This window comes from Pseudomonas sp. G11-1 (genome assembly GCF_024031555.1).
GTDB lineage: Bacteria > Pseudomonadota > Gammaproteobacteria > Pseudomonadales > Pseudomonadaceae > Halopseudomonas > Halopseudomonas bauzanensis.
Genome location: NZ_QEYQ01000002.1, coordinates 411,138 through 436,700 on the forward strand (window position 1 = coordinate 411,138; position 25,563 = coordinate 436,700).

General features: G+C 59.3%; 17 protein-coding genes. 8 read left to right on the forward strand and 9 right to left on the reverse strand.

Annotated features, from left to right (window positions below; translation table 11 throughout):
* Positions 1–27: 27 nt before the first annotated feature.
* On the reverse strand, positions 28–1,071 hold the full coding sequence (gene dctP, locus DHB74_RS07990) for a TRAP transporter substrate-binding protein DctP (protein ID WP_136869349.1): 1,044 nt from the start codon (positions 1,069–1,071) through the stop codon (positions 28–30).
* A 441-nt stretch (positions 1,072–1,512) separates the two neighbouring features.
* Here dctP and DHB74_RS07995 point away from each other — a divergent pair, with 441 nt between their 5' ends.
* Positions 1,513–3,177, forward strand: coding sequence for a long-chain fatty acid--CoA ligase (locus tag DHB74_RS07995; protein ID WP_499161191.1), 1,665 nt, complete (start codon positions 1,513–1,515; stop codon positions 3,175–3,177).
* A gap of 74 nt (positions 3,178–3,251) precedes the next feature.
* Entirely contained in the window at positions 3,252–4,649 is a 1,398-nt protein-coding gene (locus tag DHB74_RS08000) for a DcaP family trimeric outer membrane transporter (RefSeq protein ID WP_136869347.1), read from the forward strand.
* Positions 4,650–4,705: 56 nt separating this feature from the next.
* On the opposite strand, the gene DHB74_RS08005 is transcribed toward DHB74_RS08000, so the two are convergent.
* On the reverse strand, positions 4,706–5,548 hold the full coding sequence (locus DHB74_RS08005) for a class I SAM-dependent methyltransferase (protein ID WP_136869346.1): 843 nt from the start codon (positions 5,546–5,548) through the stop codon (positions 4,706–4,708).
* 179 nt (positions 5,549–5,727) lie between these two features.
* Between DHB74_RS08005 and DHB74_RS08010 the strand changes: the two genes are divergently transcribed.
* The 5 genes from DHB74_RS08010 (at position 5,728) to DHB74_RS08030 (ending at position 10,635) form a co-directional block, all read left to right on the forward strand.
* On the forward strand, positions 5,728–6,924 hold the full coding sequence (locus DHB74_RS08010) for an acyl-CoA dehydrogenase family protein (RefSeq protein ID WP_036990459.1): 1,197 nt from the start codon (positions 5,728–5,730) through the stop codon (positions 6,922–6,924).
* A 213-nt stretch (positions 6,925–7,137) separates the two neighbouring features.
* A complete protein-coding gene (locus DHB74_RS08015; RefSeq protein WP_036990461.1) occupies positions 7,138–7,902 on the forward strand; it encodes an SDR family NAD(P)-dependent oxidoreductase in 765 nt (254 codons plus the stop codon).
* Positions 7,903–7,997: 95 nt separating this feature from the next.
* A complete protein-coding gene (locus tag DHB74_RS08020) occupies positions 7,998–9,047 on the forward strand; it encodes a phosphotransferase (RefSeq protein WP_136869345.1) in 1,050 nt (349 codons plus the stop codon).
* Between the two features lie 133 nt (positions 9,048–9,180).
* The gene (gene surE, locus DHB74_RS08025; protein ID WP_036990465.1) at positions 9,181–9,972 is read left to right on the forward strand and encodes a 5'/3'-nucleotidase SurE; all 792 of its coding nucleotides are present in this window, start codon (positions 9,181–9,183) and stop codon (positions 9,970–9,972) included.
* A 138-nt stretch (positions 9,973–10,110) separates the two neighbouring features.
* Positions 10,111–10,635: a methylated-DNA--[protein]-cysteine S-methyltransferase gene (locus DHB74_RS08030; RefSeq protein WP_074780574.1), complete on the forward strand. Its 525-nt coding sequence runs from the start codon at positions 10,111–10,113 to the stop codon at positions 10,633–10,635.
* A gap of 168 nt (positions 10,636–10,803) precedes the next feature.
* Here the strand turns inward: DHB74_RS08030 and DHB74_RS08035 are convergent, their stop codons facing one another.
* The 7 genes from DHB74_RS08035 to smc form a co-directional block, all read right to left on the reverse strand.
* Positions 10,804–12,603, reverse strand: a complete 1,800-nt coding sequence (locus DHB74_RS08035; protein WP_280165491.1) for an acyl-CoA dehydrogenase — start codon at positions 12,601–12,603, stop codon at positions 10,804–10,806.
* 126 nt (positions 12,604–12,729) lie between these two features.
* Complete coding sequence (locus tag DHB74_RS08040) at positions 12,730–13,914, reverse strand: acetyl-CoA C-acyltransferase (protein ID WP_036990471.1); 1,185 nt, start codon at positions 13,912–13,914, stop codon at positions 12,730–12,732.
* A gap of 59 nt (positions 13,915–13,973) precedes the next feature.
* Positions 13,974–15,314, reverse strand: coding sequence for a spinster family MFS transporter (locus DHB74_RS08045; RefSeq protein ID WP_280165490.1), 1,341 nt, complete (start codon positions 15,312–15,314; stop codon positions 13,974–13,976).
* 139 nt (positions 15,315–15,453) lie between these two features.
* Positions 15,454–16,419 (reverse strand): tRNA dihydrouridine synthase, encoded by a 966-nt coding sequence (locus tag DHB74_RS08050; protein ID WP_136869343.1) that lies wholly within the window; start codon positions 16,417–16,419, stop codon positions 15,454–15,456.
* Positions 16,416–18,788, reverse strand: coding sequence for an NAD-dependent DNA ligase LigA (gene ligA, locus DHB74_RS08055; RefSeq protein ID WP_136869342.1), 2,373 nt, complete (start codon positions 18,786–18,788; stop codon positions 16,416–16,418). The genes DHB74_RS08050 and ligA overlap by 4 nt, the downstream gene beginning before the upstream one ends.
* A gap of 284 nt (positions 18,789–19,072) precedes the next feature.
* Positions 19,073–19,948 carry a cell division protein ZipA gene (gene zipA, locus DHB74_RS08060; RefSeq protein ID WP_136869341.1) on the reverse strand — a complete coding sequence of 292 codons (876 nt, stop codon included), beginning with the start codon at positions 19,946–19,948 and terminating at the stop codon, positions 19,073–19,075.
* Positions 19,949–20,160: 212 nt separating this feature from the next.
* Positions 20,161–23,664 carry a chromosome segregation protein SMC gene (gene smc, locus DHB74_RS08065; RefSeq protein WP_499161192.1) on the reverse strand — a complete coding sequence of 1,168 codons (3,504 nt, stop codon included), beginning with the start codon at positions 23,662–23,664 and terminating at the stop codon, positions 20,161–20,163.
* A 264-nt stretch (positions 23,665–23,928) separates the two neighbouring features.
* On the opposite strand from smc, the gene DHB74_RS08070 reads away from it, so the two are divergent.
* Complete coding sequence (locus tag DHB74_RS08070; protein WP_280165487.1) at positions 23,929–25,389, forward strand: SLC13 family permease; 1,461 nt, start codon at positions 23,929–23,931, stop codon at positions 25,387–25,389.
* Positions 25,390–25,563: the final 174 nt, after the last annotated feature.

The window sequence follows — 25,563 nt, forward strand, 5'->3', positions numbered from 1 at the left end:
CTATGCACCCCCGGGGATATGGGTCGATTAAAGGTAACCCAGTTCGCCCAGGAATTCTTTAAGCATGCTTAATGCCTTTTTGGTATTGTCGCTGCGCTGACCTTCCTTCTCCCACTGCCCTTCTGCCACACCCATCAAATGCTCCATTACCGGCTCGGGCAGAGTGTTGACTTGCACGCCCTGCCCGGCAATCGCGTTGGCCAAAGCAACACGTTCCTGGTAGAGGTACTCATTAGTGCGGAACCAGAACTGCTCTTCCAGCGCCTGCTTGACGATCTCTTGCAGGTCCTCTGGCAGCTTGTCGAGAGAACGCTGGCTCACGATATTCACGTCTGTACCGGCAATGTTCAGGGCAGGCTGTACGTGATACTTCGCAATCTCGTACAACGCCATGCTATCAGCACCTTGCGAACCGCCCCAGTGCGCACCGTCCACGATCCCCCCATCCAGCGCAGAATAGAGTTCACCGCCCGGGATATAGGATGCTGCTGCGCCACCCGCTGTCAGAAAACTCTGCAGTGCGCCGGAGGAGCGGATCTTGAGCCCCTGAAAATCTGCAAGATTATTGACCGGGCGCTTCAGGACCATCTCGGTGGGATAGATTTTGTCTGTAGACCAATACACGTTATGAGCAGCGGCCTCTTCCTTCAACATATCCTCAAAGCCCATGACCTTATGAAAATAGGTCGCTTCCCAGACATTACGAAACGCAAAAGGCAAGCCAGAAGCAATACCAGCGAGACTGATACGATTCTGGGCATATGAGGGCGAGATTGTTCCCATATCGATAATGCCGCGACTAACAGCATTGAATGTTTCTTGCGCACTGAATAGCGACCCCGCTTCAAACAACTGAAGTTTCAGGCGCCCATCAGAACGCTCTTCGATAATATTCTTTATTCTGACAAGGCTATCTTCATAGGATGAACTTGATCCAGGCCAGTGCGACTGCACACGCCACGTTATGGAATCGTCAGAAAGTGCTGCAGTGGAAGTGATGGTTGTAGCCGCAGCCAGAGCCAAGGACGCGGCGACAACACCTAACTTGTAACGAAGAGTTCTAAACAACATGGCGGCCTCATTTCATTATTTATTATTAGTTTCGCTGTGCGAAATACTGCTCCACATGGCGACACAGAAAATCAAACCATAGCACACAAAAAGGTGATCGCAACATCCCTTTTTCCACCCTCCTAAAGTAGGGTTGGCATCCCGTTCGGGCCCGTTACGCTGTGACGCACCCTCTCTATATCAGTCTTTTCCAAACGGCAGAGCTTAACAAGATAGTAAGACAGATCTCAAAAGACCAGTCGTCGGGTAAAAATGCATATTCAGTTTGATGATAAGACCTATTTCGCCTAGTGATATCAGGTTTCATTGCCATTGACTTGCTATCCCAACAACTGTCCAATTCATTGCCCATGAATAAGCCACAGTAATAACAGAACAAAACAAGTAAAAACACCGGTTAGAGACATAACAGAAAAAAGACTCAAGGCGGAATATAAATCAATGTTCACTCATCACTACGCTGTCTGGCCGAAACATCTTCCTAAAAGCCTGCCGTTACCCGAAACCAGCCTTGTAACCAACTTGGAGATATCTGCCCGGCGTTATCCGGCCAGGCCAGCCATCATTTTCTACGATACTACGATCAGCTATGCGGAACTCCTGAGCGAAGTGGAATCCCTGGCAGGCTGGCTGCAGAAAAAAGGTCTGAAAAAGGGTGATCGAGCACTGCTTTACATGCAGAACTCCCCCCAATACGTCATAGGTTATTACGCCATTCTGCGTTGCGATGGCATTGTGGTACCGGTAAACCCGATGAACCGCACAACTGAGTTGGAGCATTACGCTTCCGATACTGGTGCAGAGTTCTGTCTCGCCGGTTATGAGCTGATGAGTCATGTTTCGCCGCTACTCGGCAAGACCAGCCTCAAGCATATCGTTGTGTCCGCCTACGGCACTCGCTTGCGCGCCCCCACTGACCTTGAGCTGCCAGAAGAGGTAGCGACCTCCCCAGGCCGCTTCGATGAAGGCTGTACCAATTGGGATGAAGCGCTGCAGTCCGGGCACAAGCCCTCCCCCTACACTGCGGGCCCTGACGACCTGGCACTTATTCCCTACAGCTCGGGCACTACCGGTGCTCCCAAGGGTTGCATGCACACCCACCGCTCGGTCATGACAACAACGGTACAACGTGTGGTCTGGAACAGCGCAACGGTCAATTCCGTGCAACTGGCAACTCTCCCCTTTTTCCATGTGACCGGCATGCAAGCGTCCATGAACGGCCCGATTTATATCGGCGGGACCAGTGTGATCATGACGCGCTGGAATCGCACCGTAGCCGCACAGCTGATTGAGCGTTACCACGTTACCGGCTGGGCCAACATTGTCACCATGGCGGTGGATTTCTTGCTCAATCCGGAGCTCGACAGGTACGACGTCTCCTCTCTGACTCATATAGGCGGCGGCGGGGCAGCCATGCCGGAAGCGGTGGCTGCCAAACTCTACCGCCTCACAGGGCTCCATTACATAGAAGGTTATGGCCTCTCGGAAACAATCGCCGCAACGCATACCAACCCGCCGGACGCGCCCAAGCCCCAATGCCTGGGTATCCCTATGTTTGATGTTGACTCACGGATCATCAACCCCGATACCCTGGAGCTGCTGGGGCCGGGGGAAGTAGGTGAGATCATCAGCCACGGACCGCAAGTTGCCCAAGGTTACTGGAACCGTCCGGATGAAACCGCGGCGGCATTCATTGAGCTGGAAGGCAAGCGATTTTTCCGCACCGGCGACCTGGCCCGCTATGACGACAATGGTTACTTCTACATGGTCGATCGCATCAAGCGAATGATCAATGCCTCGGGATTCAAGGTCTGGCCATCTGAGGTGGAAAGCATGATGTATCAAAACCCCCTCGTTCAGGAGGTATGCATCATTTCATCACCGGATACCAAACGCGGCGAAACAGTAAAAGCCTGCGTTGTGCTATCGGCTGATGCAGACCCGCAAACGGCCGAGCAGGAAATCAGCTCCTGGTGCAAAAGCAACATGGCTGCCTACAAGACTCCCCAGGTCTTCGAATTCGTATCCGCGCTGCCCAAATCCTCATCCGGAAAAATCATGTGGCGCGAACTCCAAGAGCAGGAACACCGCAAGATCGGGCACTAAGTGCCCCCACAAGGAGGTAGGAAATCCATCCGTTTGGCCTAGAGCCTGACTCATTTAATAAAAAAGAGATTTCAATGATCAGACCAACCGTTTTTTTTAGAAAGCGCCCACTTGCAACTACCATCGCCTGTCTGGGGTTGCCCATCATGTTGATGGGCGCCGGGTCCGCAGCTGCTCAGAATGGAGAGATAGAAGCGTTGCGGCAACAGCTTAGAGCTCTTGAACAGAAGCTTGACGAAGCTACCGCTCGCATTGAAGCCGAAGCGGCAGCCGCTCGCAACGATGCACAGGAAGTACGAAGCGAGTTGGCCTCGCAACAAAAAAACAACATGGAGACCCGGGAAGCAATCGCCAAGTCCGATCTGATCGTGCGAGATGGCAAAGGCATCAAGATCGGCGATACCACAGTCACCGTGAGCGGTTTCATCAAAGCGGACGCGGTCTACGCTTCCGGGGGTGACGGCAGCAAGAATAACCGTACCCTGGGCCAAGCAGCCAATTTTGCCGAATTCGCCCGTTCGGACAATGCTGATCGGTGGCGCCTGGGTTCCAGCATTCGGGAAAGCCGCTTGGGCCTGCGCACAGTCACCCCGGATGTGAATGGCCGTGATCTGACCACTTATTTCGAGTTTGACTTTCATGGCTCCGAAGATGGCGCCAATGAATTCGTTTCCAATAGCTACAATCCCCGCGTACGTCTGGCGTACGCTTCTTGGGGGGACTGGACTGTAGGCCAGGATGTAACCACGTTTTCCGAAGTCGCAGCGATCCCGGAAATTCTCAATCAAGGCAAGATGGCAGCTTTCATTTATGCTCGCCAACCGCTGCTGCGATACAGCATGAATGCACCGGGCGGCCGTCTCTTTGCCGCCTTGGAAAACCCGGAAGACGGCGATCACGATCAGGCCTTCCCTGATGCGGTCCTGCGCTATCAGGTGCGCAACGATTACGGCACCTACGCCCTTGCGGTCATGGCACGCACCCTCGAAAAAGGAAGCACCGGCGATCGCTCGTTGCAAGGCGCAACATCCCTGTCGGCACGCATCCCCACTATTGGCAAGGATAACCTGCGGCTACAGTACAGTTACGGTGCCTTGGGCCGCTATGCGGGGCTGAGAACGTTCCAGGATATTCTGAATACCGACGGTACGGATGTTAATGGGGATACTGTTTACGGCGACCTCAAGCCTGCTGTCTCCTACGGCGCAACCGCCGCCTATCAGAGACACTGGTCACCGAAATGGCGTTCCAACCTGAGCCTGTCGCAAGTGGAAATGGTGACCGATACCGACCCGCAGGAACTGGGCCGCTATTTTGATCGCTTCTCTTCCGCCCATCTGAACCTGCTGTATGCCGCCACAGACCGCATCACGCTGGGATTGGAATACGCATATTGGGACTTCGCTGCCATTGAGCAGTCCACGTCATATCAATATGAGCAGGTGATGGCGTCAGCCAAGGTTGATTTCTGAATCGGCACCAATAACGCAGCCCCATTGCCGGGGCTGCTTCTTACCAACCATCGATCTTATTCATTCTTGATAAACAGTAGCGTCATTCTGTCACTCTCGCCGATCGACAAATATTGCGCCCGATCTTTATCACCAAGACGCAATGTCGGTGGCAGAGTCCATACCCCTTCCGGGTGTGTGGTGGTATCCCGTGTATTCTGGTTGACGGGGCTGCGGGACAACAGCTCAAAGCCTGCCTCCTCTGCCAACTCCACAATCAGCTCTTCAGTCACATAGCCAGTCCGGATCATCGTTTCCAGGTCGGTACCAATACGCGCACGGTGCTCCACCAGCCCCAGCATGCCGCCCGGTTTCAGCGCCGCATGCATTTTCCTGAATACCAACAAGGCCTCATCTCTTCCCTGCGCCAACCAATTATGGACATTGCGGAAGGTCAGGACACGATCCACCGAAGCTGGCGGCGCGATAGGTGTTTGTGGATCGTAATTCAGCACGGTCAGCTCAACATCACCGTATACCTCAGGCGATTTGTCCAGCTTTGCCTGGAATTCCGCCCGGGACTTGCGGAAAAACTCCAGTTCGCTGTCAGGGTCGAAATGCGCGGCAATATATAACCCCTCATCGCGCAGGAGGGGAGCAAGAATCTCGGTATACCAGCCACCGCCCGGCCAGATCTCGACAACGCTGTGCTGGGGTTCGATTGCGAAGAAGGTCAGAGTCTGCTCAGGATTTCTGGCTGCATCGCGCATCACATTACTGATTGACCTCACGCTACTCCCAACCGCTTGCTTTATCACCCCCTGTTGCTCTGCATCCAGTCTCGGCGCGGTAGTGTTTTCTTGCGCACTGACGAGGCTGGCCAAAAGCACCAGGATGCCGCCAATTACTATCTTCAACATCATCAACTCCATGGGAGAAAAAATTAGCTCGTGCGCATGACGACAGGCCTATCAGACTTGCTTATGCACCTCCATTCCAACCAAGGGACATGCTTCTCCCAATGCTTGTCCCTGTATAAGGTCGGCATCAACCTACACACGTTATGGTTCAAACTACTCCGACTGCCCAAGGACCCATTATGTTCGATCTCAGCCCGCGAATTCAGGAACTGAAACAACAGCTCGAAGCCTTCATGGACGAGCACATCTACCCCAACGAAGCGCTCTTCTATGAGCAGGTCAAGCAGAGCAAGTGGTCCCACCCGGCCATTCTGGAGGAATTGAAGCAGAAGGCGAAAGCCCAGGGCCTATGGAATTTGTTTCTGCCTGAGTCCGAGCGCGGCGCCGGCCTGACCAACGAAGAATACGCCCACCTGTGCGAAATCATGGGCCGTGTGTCCTTTGCCGGTGAGGTATTCAACTGCAACGCGCCGGATACCGGCAACATGGAAACCATTGAGCGTTACGGTAACGACGCGCAGAAAGAACAGTGGCTGAAGCCGCTGCTGGCCGGCGAAATCCGGTCCTGCTTCTCCATGACCGAACCGGACGTCGCTTCTTCCGATGCCACCAACATCGAATGCGAAATCCGCCGTGAGGGCGACGAGTATGTGATCAATGGCACCAAGTGGTGGTCCTCTGGAGCCATGAACGAGCATTGCAAGATTGCCATCGTGATGGGCAAAACCGACCCGAATGCACCCAAGCACCTGCAGCAGAGCATGATTCTGGTACCGCTGGATGCCCCGGGCGTGACCATCGTCCGCGACCTGCATGTGTTCGGCTACGACCATGCGCCCCACGGCCACGCCGAAATTCGCTACGAGGATGTCCGCGTACCGGTATCCAACATCCTGCTGGGTGAAGGTCGCGGCTTCGAGATTGCCCAGGGTCGCCTCGGGCCAGGCCGGATTCACCACTGCATGCGTGCCATCGGCCAGGCCGAGCGCGCGCTGGAAGCCATGTGCCGCCGCGCCGCTGAGCGTGTTGCCTTCGGCAAGCCGATGTACAAGCTGGGCAGCGTGCCGGAAATGATTGCCCGCTCGCGCTGCGAGATCGACCAGGCCCGCCTGCTGACCCTGCATGCCGCGCGCAGCATGGACAAGCACGGCAACAAGGTCGCTCGCCAGCAGATCGCCATGATCAAGGCAGTAGCACCGACCATGTTGTGCAACGTCATCGATCGTGCCATCCAGGTCCATGGCGCCAAGGGTGTCTGCCAGGATTCCTTCCTCGCTTCGGCCTACGCCAAGGCCCGCACCCTGCGCCTGGCCGACGGCCCGGATGAAGTGCACCTGAACACCATCGCCAAGCTGGAGATGGGGCAGTATCTGTAACCAGCACGGCGAGCCCCGTGGGAGCGGTCTTGATCGCGAATGGACTGGCAGTAAACTTGCAGTCAAGACCGCCCCACCGTAAGACTGCTCCCACGGCAAGTGCAAGCAAGCAAGTGAGAGTAGCTGAGAGGGGCGCCCTCGCCGCGACGCTGGCCGCCAGGCTAGCCAATGCGGCCAGCACCGAATCCATTTATTTCCGAACAGGAGCTGCCCATGAGCACTCTTTTTGACCTGACCGGCAAAGTCGCCGTCATCACCGGTTCCACCAAGGGTATCGGCCGTTCGATCGCCGAAGAATTTGCCAGGGCTGGTGCCCGTGTGGTCATTTCCAGCCGCAAGGCCGATGCCTGCGAAAAAGTCGCCGGTGAACTGCAGGCCCAGGGTCTGGAAGCCATGCCAATCCCCTGCCATGTGGGTGACAAGGCTCAGCTGCAGAATCTGGTCGACACCACCATCAATACCTGGGGCAAGATTGATATTCTGGTCTGCAACGCTGCCACCAACCCGGTCTACGGACCGACTGCCAACGTCAGCGATGAAGCCTTCGACAAGATCATGGCGACTAACGTCAAGGGCACTTTCTGGCTGTGCAACATGGTCATCCCGCAGATGACTCGATTGGGTGGCGGTTCCATCGTGCTGTTGTCGAGCATCGCTGGTATCCGTGCCAGCGCCAATATCGGTGTATATGGCATGTCCAAAGCCGCCGAAGCCGGACTGGCACGCAACCTGGCGCTGGAGTATGGCCCGCAGAACATCCGCGTCAACTCCATCGCTCCCGGCTTGATCCGTACCGATTTTGCCCAGGCTCTGCTGGACGATCCGGATCGCCTGACCCGCGTCGAGCAATCCCTGCCGCTGCGCCGGGTCGGCGAGCCCGTTGATATCGCTGGCGTGGCGCTGTTCCTGGCCTCCTCGGCCGGCGCCTATGTCACCGGCCAGACCATCGTCGCTGATGGCGGCGATACCATTACCTGAGCTGCCTACGGTAACCAGTCTGCCCCCTGGCATATTTGCCGCCGGGGTGGCAGGCTTTACATCCAATCAAAAAACAGATACCACGGATCTTCTACATGAGCGAAGCCACCCTGATCGATGTACTGTCGGCCCACCGTTTTGATGAAGCGAAACTGGCCGCCTACCTGCAAGGACGCATACCGGGCGCCGAGCACGGCATGACCATTCAACAGTTTCAGGGTGGACAGTCCAACCCGACCTTCCTGCTGAGCCTCGGCGAGAACCGCTACGTGCTGCGCAAGAAGCCGCCGGGCAAGTTGCTGCCATCCGCACACATGGTTGAGCGCGAGTACCAGGTCATCAGCGCACTGGGCAGCACCGATGTACCCGTGCCCACCGCTCGCCTGCTGTGTGAAGATCCCGACGTGATCGGTACACCCTTCTACATCATGGATCACGTTGAAGGCCGGGTGCATTCCCATCCACTGCTGGAAAAGGTATCCGCTGAACAGCGCATGCCGATCCATCGCTCGATGATCGAGACCATGGCCAAGCTGCACAATGTTGACTGGAAAGCGGTCGGCCTGGAAAGCTACGGCAGACATGAAGGCTACGTTGCGCGCCAGATCAAACGCTGGAGCGGCCAGTTCGAGGCCAGCCGCACGGGTGACATGCCCTCCATGGATGCACTGATGGCCTGGCTGCCGGAAAACGCGCCGCAGGATGATGTAACGACTATCGCCCACGGCGATTTCCGGATCGGCAACCTGATCCTGCATCCCGAGCGCCCAGAGGTCGTCGCCATTCTTGACTGGGAGCTCGCCACCCTGGGCCATCCGCTGTCCGATCTGGCTTACTGCTGCCTGCCCTATCACCAGAATACCGGCTTTGAAGGGATGCGTGGCCTGAAGGGGTTGAATCTCAAGGATTACAACGTGCCGGAGGAACAGCAGGTGCTGGATTGGTACTGCGAGTTCACCGGGCGCACGGAAATCCCCAACTGGAATTTCTTCCTTGCCTTCTCGCTGTTCCGCCTGGCCGCGATTGTCCAGGGCGTGTACCACCGGGCATTGCAGGGCAACGCCAGTAACGCTGACGCTCTCGAGGTCGGTAAGCGTGCCAGCCTGCTGGCCGATACCGGCTGGGAAATCGCCCAGCGGAAGTAGATGTCCATGTGACAGCTGCTTTGCTTTGTGGGAGCGGCCAAGGCCGCTCCCACAAAAGCTTTCACACATTAACAGCTGCTACCTGCAGGTATAACCCTCCATACGCCACAACAAAATTCCAAAAGGTACTTTCATGTCCAAACCCGTAAAGCGCGTTCTGCTCACCAATGATGATGGCTGGCGCGGGCCCGGTCTCAAGGTCATGGAGGAAATTGCCGCGCAAATTGCCGAGGAAGTCTGGATCGTCTCACCCGACCTGGATCAGAGCGGCGTTTCCATGTCCGTCACCCTGCATCATCCGCTGCGCCTGCATACCTTTGGCGAACGCCGATTCAGCGTCAGCGGCACACCCAGTGATTGTGTGCTGCTAGGCGTGTCCGAACTGATGCCCGAGCCGCCGGACCTGGTGTTGTCAGGTGTTAACCACGGCGCCAATTTCAGCGACTCGGTGGCGTTCTCGGGCACCATTGGTGGTGCGCTTACTGCCACTTTGCTGAACATACCGGCCATTGCCCTGAGTCAGGCGTATCATCGCGGCGTCCCGGCGCACTGGGATACCGCTCGCCAGTTTGGGCCCGTGGTGGTGCGCCAACTGCTGCAACGTGGCTGGCCGGAAGATTGCGCGATGAACGTCAACTTTCCAGCAATGACGCCCCAACAGGTGAAAGGTGTTGCCATTTGCCGACCGCGCCGCGGCAGCATCGGCGGTGTCAATATCGAAGCGCGACGTGATACCCGTGACATCCCGTACTACTGGATGGGCTTCCGTCGCCAGACCGAACGGGTCGAAGCGCCGGAAAGCGATGTTTGCGCCCTGCGGGAAGGCCTGATCGGCATGTCGCCCTTGCGGCTGGAGCGGGATATTGCCGCCGACTGGCAAATCGATACCAACGACATGGCACGCGAGATGGGTATCGATACCTGAGCCAACGCCCTGGGTCGCACCTGCAGCAATTGCTACCTGCAGGGCGACCGACCGCTGATCCACCTCCGCGCCTGCGGAGGTTCCTTAACCTTCCAGCCGGTAATAAGATGGTCTTGTCATCCAACCCAGGAGCAAGCCATGCACAGCCTTCCCGATCATATTCGTTACAGCCTCGGCCAATGCAAGCTCGGCAGCCTGTTGCTGGCGGGCTGCGAAACCGGTATCTGCGCGATTCTGCTGGGTGATGATGAGCAGACCATGATGGCTGACCTGCAGCGCCGCTTTCCTCGCGCGACATTGACCCAGGATGATGCCGCGCTCGGCGCTGACCTGCAGGCGTTACTGCGCTATGTGGATCAACCCCTGGGGCGGTTGCAGATGCAGCAGCCGCTCAACGCCTTCGGCAGCGACTTTCAGCAGCAGGTCTGGGGCGAACTGGCCAAGGTCCCGGCCGGGCAGACCATCAGCTATACCGAGCTGGCCCGACGGCTTGGCAAACCAGCTGCAGTGCGCGCCGTAGCCGGCGCCTGTGCAGCCAACCCGCTGGCGATTGTCGTGCCCTGCCATCGTGTGCTGCGTAGCGACGGCGGCATCTCCGGCTACCGCTGGGGTGTAGAGCGCAAACAGCAACTCATCGAGCTGGAGCGCCAGCTGGCAGGCTGATATCCAATATACGGCTGCCCTGCTGCGCTGGCTCTCTCACTGCGGTCTTGCATGGATGCAGGAGTTAGGGCGAGGCAGGACGCCAACGAGGGCGAAAGATCCATCGACAACTCCGAACCCCGCACCAGACTGAATTCTCGGCCTTCGCCGAGAATTCAAGGGGCACCCTCAGAAACAGCCTTCGGGCATATCCAGCGTGGTGCGGTCCGCCGCGCCCAGCACCTTGGCCAGCGCCAGCGGCTTGGGAAGTTCGTAGCGCAGGAAATATTCGCAGGCTCTGAGCTTACCCTCGTAGAACGCCGCTGTACGCGGCCCACCCTGCTCCAGCCCGCGTAGCGCGGTCTGGGCCTGGCGCAGCCATATCCAGCCCACCACCACATGGCCAAAGCACTCCATGTACAGATAGGCATTGGCCAGGGCGCGCTCCGGATCTTCCCGGCGCAAGGCCTGCAGCGACTCGGTCACCGCCTGCAGCGTATCCAACGCCTCGGCCAGCAGCGCCCGCGAGCTTTCCAGTTGCGCATGGCCGGCGCATTCACTCAGGGTATTGCTGATATTCTGGACCAGCGCCCGATAGAAACGGCCATCCTGCATCGCCACCTTGCGCCCCAACAGATCCTGGCCCTGGATACCGTGGGTGCCTTCGTGGATCGGGTTCAGGCGATTGTCGCGGTAGAACTGCTCAACCGGATACTCCCGGGTGTAGCCATAACCGCCATGCACCTGAATCGCCAGGCTGTTGGCCTCGACACAAAACTGCGATGGCCAGGACTTGACGATGGGAATCAGCAGATCCAGCAGGCCGGCGGACTCCTCACGCACCTGCTGATCTTCCGCATATTTCTTCTGATCGGATAGCGTTGCTGCATACAGACAGAGCGCCAGACCGCCTTCGACGAAGGATTTCTGCGCCAGCAACATGCGACGAATATCGGCATGCTGGATCAGCGGGATCATCGGGCTCTGCGGGTCGCGCTCCTTGAGCGGTCGACCCTGGCGCCGTTCACGGGCATATTCCAGGGCGTGCAGATAACCGGTATAGCCCAGCATTGCCGATCCCAGCCCGACCCCGATGCGCGCCTCGTTCATCATGTGGAACATCTGCGCCAGCCCTTGGTGCGGCTCGCCAACCAGATACCCCACCGCCCCGCCCTGCTCGCCAAAGTTGAGCATGGTCGAGGTGGTACCGCGATAGCCCATCTTGTGGATCAGGCCAGCGAGGGTTACATCATTGCGCCCGCCCAGACTGCCGTCCTCGTTGACCATGAACTTGGGCACGATGAACAGCGAAATACCCTTTACCCCAGGCGGAGCGTCTGGCAGCTTGGCCAGTACCAGATGCACGATATTCTCGCTCAGTTCATGATCACCGGCGGAAATGAAGATCTTGTTGCCAGTGATGCGATAGCTGCCATCACCCGCCGGTACCGCCCGGGTCTTGATGTCCGCCAGCGAGGAACCGGCCTGAGGCTCGGTCAGGCACATGGTGCCGAAGAAGCGTCCGGCCATCATCGGCTCGGCGAAGCGCTGTTTATATTCCTCACTGCCGTGGGCCATGATCAGGTTGCAGGCAGCGATAGTCAGCCCGGCATAGGCCTGGGTGCTGACGTTGGCGCCCTTGATCAGACCAATACAGGTCTGGGCAATCACCGACGGCAACTGCATGCCACCACGCTCATAATCCTGCGAAGCTGCCATCAGCCCGGTATCACGTAGTACCGCCAATGCTTCGGAGACCTCCGGGCGAATCACCACCTTGCCGTTCTCGAAACGCGGCTCATCGCCATCGCACAGGTGGTTATGCGGGGCAAAGGTCTCAGCACCGACTTTCAGCGCCAGCTCGATCGCCGCGTCGAAGGTATCGCGGCTATGATCAGCATAACGGGGGAATTCGGTAAAACGCTCGACGTCCAGCAGCTCGTACAACAGAAAGGCGAGATCGTCGGTATTGATGATCTTCTGTGACATGGCAAATCCTCCGGCATTGAGCCTCAAGCGGCAAGATGCAGAAAAAGCTCAAAAGCAAATCCAAAAGCAAAACCCGAGCCTAGGCCCGGGTTTGCTTGCAGCGACAACTTAACGCTTGCAGCTGCCTTATACGATCTCGAACAGACCAGCAGCACCCTGACCGCCGCCGATGCACATGGTCACGACCACGTACTTGACGCCACGGCGCTTGCCTTCGATCAATGCGTGGCCGGTCAGACGCGAGCCGGTGACGCCATAGGGGTGACCAATGGCAATGGAACCACCGTTGACGTTCAGGTTTTCCATCGGGATACCCAGACGATCGCGGCAGTACACCACCTGGGAAGCGAAAGCTTCGTTCAGCTCCCACAGACCGATATCGTCCATCTTCAGACCGTTGCGCTCGAGCAGGCGCGGAATCGCGAAGACCGGACCGATACCCATTTCGTCCGGCTCGCAACCGGCAACCGCGAAGCCGCGGAAGATACCCATGGGTTCGATGTTCAGTTGCTCGGCGACCTTGCCGTTCATCACGGTGCAGACCGAGGCACCGTCGGACAGCTGACTGGCGTTACCGGCAGTCACGAAATGCTCGGGGCCACGCACCGGGTTCAAGCCGGCCAGACCTTCCAGCGTGGTCTGCGGACGGTTGCACTCGTCACGGGTCAGGGTAACCTGCTGGTCGGTGACTTCGCCGGTTTCCTTGTTCTGCACTTTCATGCTGGTGGTGAACGGTACGATTTCGTCATCGAACTTGCCCGACTCCTGACCGGCAGCCACACGCTGCTGGCTGATCAGCGAGTACTCGTCCTGAGACTCACGGCTGACATTGTAGCGGGCAGCCACGATATCGGCGGTTTCGATCATGGACAGGTACAGCTCAGGCTTATTGCGCTTGATCCACTCGTTGGTGCCGCGGAACATATTGAGCTTGTCGTTCTGGCACAGGCTGATCGATTCAACACCACCGGCAACGATGGCAGGAACCTTCTCGCTGATCACACGCTGGGCGGCAATCGCGATGGACTGCAGGCCCGAGCTGCAGAAACGGTTGATCGACATACCGGCGGTGGTTACCGGCAGGCCGCCACGGATGGCCGCCAGGCGGGCCATGTTCTTGCCCTGGGCACCTTCATGGAAGGTGGCACCGAGGATCACGTCCTCAACCAGCGCAGGATCGATGCCGGCACGCTTTACCGCTTCCTCGATAACGAAGCCGGCCAGGTCGACACTGTGAGTGTCATTCAGCGCACCGCGGTAGGATTTGCCCAGGCCGGTACGGGCCGTGGATACGATTACTGCATCAGTCATGGTTCAGCTCCTATTTTCAAACACTGCGCCCGCAGGCGCGCAAGTCGAATGATGGCGGCTCAGCCCGCCTGTTCCTGTTCCTGCCGGGCGCCCCAGGCGGCGAGCGTCTCGCGCGCCTCCCGGTAGGGCTTGATCCCCATCCATAGCAGCACCACGGACCCGAGGGTAATGATGCTGGCTACCCAGAAAATCGAATAACGGATGGCGTAATCATCCTGGAATACATAGTCGGTCACCAGTGCCACGGCAGTCGGGCCAATACCCAGGCCGATCAGGGTGATGATGAACAGATAGATGGCCGATGCCTGACCACGCATGGCGTTGGGCATCACTTCCTGGATCGCTGCCGGCGCGACACCGAACGGCATCGCCACGGTGAAGACATTGAAGAACATGATGATCCACAGCAGGGTCATGTTATCGACCAGATAGACCACATTGCAGAGCAGTGTCAGCGAGGCAGCAAGCACCCCTACCCGCATGTTCGAATCCTTGTAGCCACGGCGTGACAGGTAATCGGACAGACGCCCACCAAAGACGATCCCCAGTGAACCAGCCACCATCACCAGCGAGCCATAATAGATACCTACCTCACCCGGAGTCAGCCCATGGTTGCGGATGAAGAAGGTGGGAATCCATGCCGAGGCGCCGTAGGAGGCGAACGAAAGGCAGGCGAAGCCGAAGTTGTGGCAGATCACGGCCTTGCGGATGCTCAGCAGATACGCGCCCACTTCTTTCAGCGGCACTGCCACACCAGCGCCCACACCCTTGCGGGTCGGCTCCCGAATGGCCAGCAACACCAGGCAGAAGAGTACGCCCGCAGCGCCCAGCACCAGGAAGATTATCTGCCAGGGTCGCACCGTGCCCAATAGCGGCAGCACCATGTCACCGTGCGCATTGGCCCAGGTAATGACAATCCCGCCCAGCAGAAACGCCAGACCGGCACCAAGATAGATACCCATGGAGTAGACGCTGATAGCGGTGGCGCGCTTTTCCGGTGGGAAGCTGTCAGCCATGAGGGAATAGGCCGCCGGCGACAACGCCGCCTCGCCGGCACCCACGCCGATACGGAACACCACGAAGTGCCAGTACTGTTTGGCCAGGCCGCAAGCAGCGGTCATCAAACTCCAGAACAGGATGCCCCAGGCGATCAGCCCGCGACGACTGCGGCTGTCAGCCACCCGCCCCAGGGGGATACCGGCAATGGTATAGAAGATAGCGAAGGACAAGCCCATCAACAGGCTCATCTGCGTATCGGAAATACCCAGGTCCGCCCGGATAGGCCCGACCAGCAGATTCAGTATCTGGCGGTCGATAAACGACAACACATAAGCCATCAACAGAATGGCCACAGTGATCCAGGCACGAGCTGTAGTTGGGTAGCTATTCTTATCTATCACTAGCGCACTCCGTGGCGTCGACGAAAACCTTATCGAAGACTACCAAGTTCGCAGTGCGAAAGTCGATTTCGAAAATACTACATCAGCAAATACGATGCGGAACTATCATCTGGAGCTATAACCGCCTCAAAAAATGACATCACGCCGCGTCTCGTGCGTCTGTTTCCAGCAATGTCTGCAGAGTATCGGCGCAGGTCTGGCGACGAACGTGGTCGAACAGCAGCTGCGCCTCCGGATAGTTACGCGCCAGAAACCCCAGCCATTGCTTGAGCCGCCCCGGAGCATGACGATCGGCCGTGCGCAGGCGTACCTGGCGGTAGAAATCGATCAACCAGGGCCGCAGATCGTTCCAGCTCATCAACACAGGCGGCGCGCTCCGGTGCATCGCGCGGATCCCTTGGCCCAGATCCGGACAGGCAACCAGGCCACGGCCTATCATCACCTGTTCGCAGCCACTGATTTCCCGGATGCGCTGGTAGTCGGCCACGTCGTTCACGTCGCCATTGGCGATCACCGCCACGCTCACTGATTCACGCACCCGCGCCAGCCATTCCCAATGCGCCGGAGGTTTATACCCTTCCACTTTGGTGCGCGCATGCACGGCGATTTCCACCGCACCGGCGGTAGCCAGAGCGCTGGCGCATTCGAGGGTCAGACTGGTATCGCTGTAACCCAGGCGCATCTTGGCGGTGACCGGTATGTCTGCCGGCACTGCCGCCCGCACGGCAGCAACGATCTGGTGGAGCGTGTCCGGCTCGCGCAGCAAGGTGGCGCCACCCCGATGGCGATTGACGGTCTTGGCCGGACAGCCGAAATTCAGGTCCACCGCCGGCGCACCCAGCTCCGCCAGCAGCGCAGCATTGTGCCCCAGCCAGTCGGGGTCGGAGCCAAGCAGTTGCGGATGCACCGGCACTCCCGCTGCGGTCTTCCAGCCATGCAGGCTTTCCGGCACGATGCGGCGGATGCTGCCGACATTCAGCGGCCCCTCGGTGACCCGGATGAATTCGCTGACGCAGCGGTCGATACCGCCGATACGGGTCAGGATATCGCGCAGCGGCGCATCCACCAGCCCCTCCATTGGCGCAAGAATGATGCCGTGCTTCATGGCTTGAGGCCGTGACCGGCGAGCAGTTCGAGCAGTCCGGCCTCGTCCATCACCGCCACGCCCAGCTGCTCGGCCTTGGCCAGTTTGCTACCGGCGCCGGGGCCGGCCACTACACAGTGGGTCTTGGCCGAGACACTGCCGGCAACCTTGGCACCGAGGCTTTCCAGATGATCCTTGGCGATATCCCGGGAGAAAGCTTCCAGGGTTCCGGTCAGCACCCAGGTCTGACCGCTCAGGGGCAGCTCCGCCCCCCGGGCCTTCGGGCTGTCCCAGTGCATGCCGAAGTCCCGCAACTGCTGCTCGATAGCCAGTACCTGCTGGCGTTGCTCGGGTTGCTGGAAGTATTCGCGCAGGCTCTTGATGGCTTTTTCATTGAGCCGTTCCACCTGCTTGAGGTCCAGCCAGTCTGCCTCGATGATGGCGGTCAGACTGCCAAACCGCTCCGCCAGTCGCTGGGCACTGGTGCGCGCGACCGAGGGAATTTCCAGCCGGGCAAGGAACTCATCAAGGCCGACGCTGGCAGCGAACTCCGCAGCCAGCTGCCCCTCATCCTGCAATTGCACTCCCCGTTCGAGCAGCTTGCTGATCACCGTTCGGTTGTGCTCATCCTCGAAGAACGCAGTGATTTCATGGGCGACCTCGGCACCGATTTCCGGCAGGAACTGCAATACTTCCGCCCGCGCCTGGCTGATCCGCTCCAGCGTGCCCAGGGCCCGGGCCAACAGCTTGGCGGTTTCCTCGCCCACATCGGGGATGCCCAGCGCATAGATAAAGCGCGCCAGACTGACCTGCTTACTCTGCTGGATGGCCAACAGCAGATTGTTGGTCGATATTTCAGCGAAGCCTTCCAGCGTAATCACCTGGTCGTAGGTCAGCGCATAGAGGTCGGCGGGTGAGGCAATCATCTCCCGCTCGATCAATTGCTCAACGATCTTGTCACCGAGGCCATCAATATCCAACGCCCGCCGGGAGACGAAGTGGATGATCGCCTGCTTCAACTGCGCCTTGCAGGCCAGCCGGCCGACACAGCGATAAGCCGCGCCCTCGGTCACCGTCTGCTTGCCCCGTCCGCGCTTGATCAACTGAGTGCGCTCGACCGCCGAGCCGCATACCGGACAGTGCTCGGGTACCAGCACCGGCCGTGCATCGGCCGGTCGTAGATCGGTCACCACCTGCATGACCTGGGGAATGACATCACCGGCCCGGCGAATGATCACGGTGTCGCCGATCATCACGCCCAGGCGCTGCACTTCGTCCATATTGTGCAAGGTGGCATTCGAAACGGTGACACCAGCGACCTGCACCGGCTTCAGTCGCGCCACCGGGGTAACCGCACCGGTGCGTCCAACCTGGAATTCCACATCCAACAGCTCGGTCATTTCCTCGCTGGCGGGAAATTTGTGGGCAATCGCCCAGCGCGGCTCCCGAGCGCGAAAGCCCAGCTCCCGCTGCCAGCCCAGGTCATTGACCTTGAACACCACGCCGTCGATCTCGTAGGGCAGACTGTTGCGGCGCTCGCCAATCTCACGGTAATAATCCAGACACCCATCGATGCCTTCAACCAGCTTCAGTTCACGGCTGATCCGCAGCCCCCAGTCACGCAGCCGATGCAGAATACCAACCTGGGTATTCGGCAACTCGCCCTCAAAGCGGCCGACGCCATAGCAACAGAATTCCAGCGGCCGCTGGGCGGTGATGCCGGAATCCAGTTGCCGTAGCGAACCGGCAGCAGCGTTGCGCGGGTTGGCAAAGGTCTTGCCGCCGGTTTCGCGGGCGCTCTCGTTCAGACGCTCGAAACCGGCCTTGGTCATGTAGACCTCACCGCGCACTTCAAGCACCGCCGGCCAGCCTTCACCGCGCAGCTTCAAGGGGATATTGCGCACGGTACGCACGTTGGCGGTGATGTCTTCGCCGGTAGTGCCATCGCCCCGCGTGGCACCGCGGGTCAGCACGCCATTCTCGTACAGCAGGCTGAGCGCCAATCCATCGAGTTTGGGCTCGCAGCAATAGGCGACAGCGGTGCCCTGGTCCAACAGATCACCTTCCGGCAGATCCAGCGAGCGTCGTACGCGGCGGTCGAAATCGCGCATATCGGCTTCTTGAAACGCATTGCCGAGGCTGAGCATGGGGACGTCATGGCGCACCTGGCCGAAGGCCGATGAAGCCATGCCGCCGACCCGCTGGGTGGGCGAGTCGGGCGTGATGATATCCGGGTTGGCCTCTTCCAGCGCCCGCAGCTCGGTGAACAGGCGATCGTATTCCGCATCGGGCACCGTGGGTTCGTCGAGTACGTAGTAGCTGTAATTATGCTGGTCGATCGTTTCGCGCAGCTCTTTCGCACGCAGGGCCGGGTCGGGGATTACGGTCATGGTCGGTCAAATCATCGGAGGTGGAACGAGGGTGTGATTGTAGCAGGATAAGGGGGCGGGAGGCTGAGCTGACGGGGCTTGAGGTTGTCGCCGGACCGATACTGGCCAGCGAGGTTTCGCTGGCCTTTCGAGCTACATAGCCCAATGGGGAGTGGGTGTTCGGAGACTCCGATGGTCGAGGTGGCGCTCAACCTTTCCAAGAATCCGAATGTGGGAGCGGGCACAGACTTGCGAGAAAACCTTCGCGGCCAGCCCGCCCCCACAGAAAGGCGTACGCAGATAGATCAGCGACGCAGCCCGAAGCGCTTGCGTTCGAATTCGGCGATGCGTTGGCGATAATGCTCGATGGTTTGAGCGGTCAGCACGCTGCGATTCTCGTCTTTCAGATCGCCACCCAGTTCCTGTGACAGCTTACGTGCCGAGGCAATCATCAGATCCAGGGCCTGCTTCGGGTGCCGCGGGCCGGGCAATCCCATGAAGAAGGTCACCGCACGCACATGATTGTGCTCCAGCTCGTCGAGATCGAAAGTACCGGGTTTCAATGCATTGGCCATGGAGAACAGCACATCGCCGTTGCCGGTCATGCTTTCGTGACGATGGAAGATGTTCATGTCGCCGTAGCGCAGTCCGCTTTCCATGATGCTCTGCATCATCGCGGCCCCAGGGAAACCTTCCTCGCTGCGAGCCACCACCAGAATGACCAGCACTTCTTCCGGCGCCACGGGCTCACTGGCCGCCGATGCGGGCGCCTGGGCAGCCTGGGCAGTAGCCGGCTCTGATTCAGCAATCGGCTCACGCCGAGGCCGCGGCGTACGGCTCGACTGCGCGCGCGGCGCAGGCTCCGGAGCACGCTCGGGCTCATCCAGATCCAGTCCGGCCTGCTCCGGCTGACGCATCTCGTCAACCTCCAGACTATCGATGGTGTCAGCAGTCACCTGGTCATCGCCGAAGGTAGGTTCTTCCCGTTCGCCGCGCGCGATAACACGCGCCGGGCCGAGCAGCTCGTCGCCGGCCGCGCCCTCAGGCAAGTCCTTGAAATCGCGTTCCAGTTTGAAGCGGATGCGTGAGCGGCCGCCCATGCGTCGCCACCCATCGAAAAGAATCCCCGCAATGACCAGAAGGCCGATAATGATTAGCCACTCTCGCAAACCAAAATCCATGAATATGCAGTTCCCGTTATGCCATACCGTTGAAGAGTCCCCGAGCGGGACTCCCGGCGTATGGCATTTTCACGCCACACCCCAATACATGCGAGACAGTAACACGCCCGAGCAATGTTGTGCAGGTGCTAGGGTCTGTTGACGTTTCATCGCGAACCGCAGGGCCGGACCTGTTTTTGGGCGGCGCGGTCGTGATGAAACGTCAACAGACCCTAAACCTCTGCCAATGCCACCGCCTCTTCGACATTGACTGTGACAAGTCGAGAGCAGCCAGGTTCATGCATGGTCACCCCCATCAGTTGATCGGCCATCTCCATGGCGATCTTGTTGTGGGTGATGTAGATGAACTGCACCCTGCTCGACATCTCCTTGACCATCCGAGCGTAGCGGCCGACGTTGGCGTCGTCCAGCGGTGCATCCACCTCGTCAAGCATGCAGAACGGTGCGGGATTGAGCTGGAAAATGGAGAACACCAGGGCAATGGCGGTCAATGCTTTCTCGCCGCCGGACAGCAGATGGATGGTGCTGTTCTTCTTGCCGGGCGGCCGCGCCATGATGGTCACGCCGGTATCCAGCAGATCATCACCGGTCAGCTCCAGCCAGGCATTGCCGCCGCCGAACACTTTTGGAAACAGATTCTGCAGGCCAGCATTGACCTTATCGAAGGTTTCCTTGAAACGGCTGCGGGTTTCCCGGTCGATCTTGCGGATGACCTGTTCCAGGGTATCGAGTGCCTCCTCCAGATCCGCATTCTGGGCGTCCAGATACTGCTTGCGCTGGGACTGCAGCTCATATTCCTCGATTGCCGCCAGGTTGATCGCACCCAGCCGCTGGACCTGCCCGTCCAGTCGCATCAACTGCTGCTCCCACTCGGCCTCAGTGGCACCAGCAGGCAGCGTGGCAATGACGCTCTGCAAGTCGTAGCCGGCCTCCAGCAATTGCTCCTGCAAGCCTTGCCGGCGGGTCTGCATGTCGCGCGCGAGCAACTTTTGTTCGTCCAACTGGTTGCGCAACAACTGGGCCTGTTGTTCGGCCTGCTGCCGACGGCGCTCCTGCTCACGCATCTGCTGGTCGACCAACTCCAGTGCCTGCCGGGCGGTACCCAACTCCTGTTCGGCCTGCAGCCGACGCTCCAGCAGGGATTCCAGCTCGATACGCTGGTCCTCCTCCGGCCCCTGCGTCTCCTCCAACGACATCTGCAATTGCTCGCGGCGCTCGGCCAGCCGTTCGACCTGGGTCTGCAATCGCTCGAGACCTTGACGAGTGGACTCCAGCTGCGCGCGCAATGACTGGGTGCGCAGGGCCAATTGATGCGAGCGGTCGCGCTGGGTTCGTGATTGCTGCCGGACCTGCTCCAGGTGCTCTCGATGTTGTTCGCGCTGCTGCTGCAGAGCTTCACGCCGACCGGTGTCGTCAGCCATACGATCCAGTGCTTCCTGCAGCACCATCCGCGCCTCACCCAGCTCCTCCAGTTCCTCGGCGCGCTGGGCCTGAATATCCTGCAGATCAGCCCGGATGCGTTCGCGCCGGGCGGTCACCTGCTCCAACCTGACCTGGCGAGCGGAACGCTGGGCCTTCAGCTCGCCCTGCTCGCGCCCCAGTTGTGCCAAGCCCTGCTGCAGACCGTCACGACGCAACTCCAGCTGCCGAACCTGCTCACGCAGCTCCGCCATGCGTTCCTCGTTCGCATCCAGCTGCGCCTGCTGCTGTTCGAGAGTGGCGTGCAGCGCCTCCATTTCCTGTTGCCGGGCAAGCACGCCGGCTTCCTGATCGTCGCCCCGCTGAAAGCGTAGCCAGTTTGGCCCCAGCCAATGCCCTGCGGGGGTCACCACGGACTCATGGCTGGCGAGCGAGGCGCGCAATGCCAGCGCCTGTTGCAAGTCAGCGGCAGTATGAATGCCGCCCAGCCAGGGCGACAGATCCACGGCCGAGTCGACCTTATCCAGCAACGACGCCGCCCTGACGGGTCCGGCGCCCCCCGATGTCGACTGCTCCACCAGCCGCAGATCGCCCTGTTCGAAACTATCGAGCTGGGCCTGCAGGGCATCCAGCGAAGGCAGGCTGATCGCGTGCAGATCCGCCCCCAGCACCATTTCCACCGCTTGCTCCCAACCGGGCTCGACACGCAGCTGGCCGGCCAGTACCGCAGCGTTATCCAGCCCCTGCGTCTGTAACCATTGCTGCACCCCGACGCCCTGATCCAACGCGGCCTGCTGCAATGCCTCCAGGGATGCCAGCCGCCCCCCCTGACGCTGGTATTCGCCACGGCGACCGTCCTGTTCCTGAACCAGGGCCGCAAGCACCTCACGTTGCTGCTGCAGGGTGTCGGTCAAATCATCCTGGGTCAGTTGGTCGCTCTCACTGCGCATGTCCAGTTCGGCCAGCTGTTCATTCAGCGTATCAAGCTCGTCATCCAGTGAATCGGCAGACAGACCCGCGCGCTCTTCCTCCAACCGCTGGATGCGTTCACCGAAACGCTCCACGCTCTGCTCCAGGTGCCGGATCCGCGATTGCTCGACCTCGGCCTGCTGCCGCGGCGCCGAAGCTTGCTGGTTGAACTCATCCCAGGCGGTCTGCCAACCCTGCATCGCCGCTTCGGCTTCGGCCATCCGCACGGCATCATCCTCATCCGCCGCCGCGGCCAGCTCCAGTTCAGGCTCGGTGCGCTCAAGTTCGCTGCGCAGATCGCCCAGCAAGGCCTGATCCTGCGTCAGATGGCTCTGCGCCTCCTGCCAGGCCTGCTCGGTCTGCTCCAGGTCATCGCGCACCTGGCGCTGGCGGTCGCGGTTGAACTGCAACACCTGTTCGATGCGACTGATATCCGCGCCAATACTGTAGTAGCGCGCCTGCGCCTGGTTGAAGCTGTCGTTCAGCTCGCTATGCTGATCGCGCTGCTTCTCGATTTCGCTATCGGCATTGCGCTGCTCGGCAATTACCCCTTCCAGCGCTACTTCGAGGCCGCGCACCTGCTGTTCACGCTCCAGCGTCTGACCATCCAGCGTCTGCCAACGCAACGCTTGCAGTTGCGCCTTGAGCTGACGCTCATCAGCCTTGAGCGTCTTGTATTTCTCCGCCGCCTGGGCCTGGCTATGCAGGCGGGATAACTGCCGCTCCAGCTCCTCGCGCAGGTCGGTCAGGCGTGCCAGGTTCTCATGGGTACGGCGGATACGATTTTCAGTCTCCCGACGGCGCTCCTTGTATTTGGAGATACCGGCCGCCTCTTCTATGAACAAACGCAGCTCATCGGGCTTGGCCTCGATGAGCTTGGAAATCATGCCCTGTTCAATAATGGAATAACTGCGCGGCCCTAACCCTGTGCCGAGGAATATATCGGTAATATCCCGGCGTCGGCATTTGGTCCCATTGAGAAAATACTGATTTTGTGCTTCACGGGTAACTTTGCGACGAATCGATATCTCATTGTAGCCGGCGTACTCACCCTGCAGAGTGCCATCACTGTTATCGAAGACCAGCTCGATAGACGCCTGTCCTACGGGCTTGCGGCTGTTCGAGCCGTTGAAAATGACATCCGTCATCGACTCGCCCCGCAGGTTCTTGGCCGAGCTTTCGCCCATCACCCAGCGCACTGCATCGATTATGTTCGACTTGCCACAGCCGTTCGGCCCAACAACCGCGCCCATATTGGTGGGAAAGAAAACTGTGGTAGGATCCACGAAGGACTTGAAACCCGCCAGTTTGATGCACTTGAGTCGCATTGAAAAATGTCTGTCCCTTGCCGTTCGGTGAGTGTCTGGCAGCCATCCGGCGGATATTTGCAGAAGTGGAAAACGTCCCCTTTTTACCTGTATTACTCCCCGAATAGAAGCCCCATCACCAAGCAGTGGCATCCACTGCATGGGAAAAGCTATTCGGTTGGGCAGGTAGATAAGCAATAGGCTTTACTGATGGTTGGCAGCGCCCTGGCAAGTGCGCTGCTGCAAAGGTGAAGCAAAGACAAAAATTCGATCTGGAAAAAGAGAATGTCTGCCACGACAACAAACCAATCACTACCCGATGGCTGGACCACTAGCCGACTCGTGGGCTTGCTCGCCGGCGTTGCGCTGCTGGTCATGACCCTGTTGTTGCCCGCACCCGAGGGCATGAGCGACGCCGCCTGGAAAGCTGCCGGCCTGATGATGCTGCTGGCCGCCTGGTGGGCCACCGAGGCGATTCCGATCCCGGCCACCTCGCTGGCGCCCATCGTGTTGATTCCCGCATTGGGCATCGGCACCGTAAGTCAGGCCACTGCTCCCTATGCCAATCCGACCATCTTCCTGTTCATGGGTGGCTTTGTGCTGGGGCTGGCGATGCAACGCTGGAATCTGCACAAGCGCATCGCCCTGATGACGCTGCTGGCCGTAGGCACCAAGCCCAGCCATCAGATCGGTGGTTTCATGATTGCCACAGGCTTCCTCAGCATGTGGGTGAGCAACACCGCCACCGCTATCATGATGCTGCCGATCGGCCTGTCCGTCGTCAGCATGTTCGAAAATGATGATCCGGCAGCGGTGCGCAAGTATGCGACCGCCCTGCTCCTGGCCATCGCCTATGCGGCCAGCATCGGCGGCATAGGTACCATCATCGGCACACCGCCGAATGCGCTGTTGGTAGCCTATCTGGCTGACAACCATGACATTCATATCGGCTTCGGCCAGTGGATGTTGATCGGGGTACCAATCTCGGTAATGATGCTGGCCACCGTGTGGTTCATGCTGACGCGCAAGAATTTTGGCCTCAACGCCGAGAATAACAGCCGAGAATTGCTACAGAAGCAGCTTACCGATCTGGGGCCGATGAGCCGTGGCGAGAAACTGGTAGGTGTCGTATTCCTGCTGACCGCTGCCGCCTGGATCTTCCAGCCTCTGTTATCCAGTTCGCTCATCCCCTGGCTGAACGACACCATCATCGCCATTGCCTCGGCCATCATCATGTTCCTGATTCCGGTCAACCGTGAAAAAGGCAATCTGATGGACTGGGAAACCGCTTCGAAGATGCCCTGGGGCGTGCTGCTGCTGTTCGGCGGTGGCCTGTCGCTGGCGGCGGTGATTACCTCCTCCGGCCTGGCAGTCTGGATTGCCGAATCCCTGTCCGTGATCGGTACGCTGCCGACACTGGCTATTGTGCTGGTCATTGCGGCGGTGATTATCTTCCTGACCGAGATCACCAGCAATACCGCCACGGCCGCCGCCTTCCTGCCGCTGATGGGCGCCCTGGCCATGGCTCAGGGTGTATCGCCGATCCTGTACGCGGTACCGGCCGCGGTTGCCGCCAGCTGTGCCTTCATGATGCCGGTGGCCACGCCGCCAAACGCCATTGTGTTCGGTACCGGCCATATGAAGATCACCGATATGATCTCCGCTGGCTTCAAGCTGAATATCGCCGGGGTCATCATTGTCGGCCTGCTGGCCTACTACCTCATGTTCTGGGTATTCGGCATCTGATCCGATACATCCCCGCATGACCAACCGCCGTCCTCGTGACGGCGGTTTTTTTATGCCCCGGCATCGGGCACAAAGCTCATTCCGTCATACTCCATACGATCACGGCCCGACCGCTCAGCACGCCCGCACTCCATAGAACGCAGCGGTTCAAGGGCCACCCAGTACGCGGGCAAG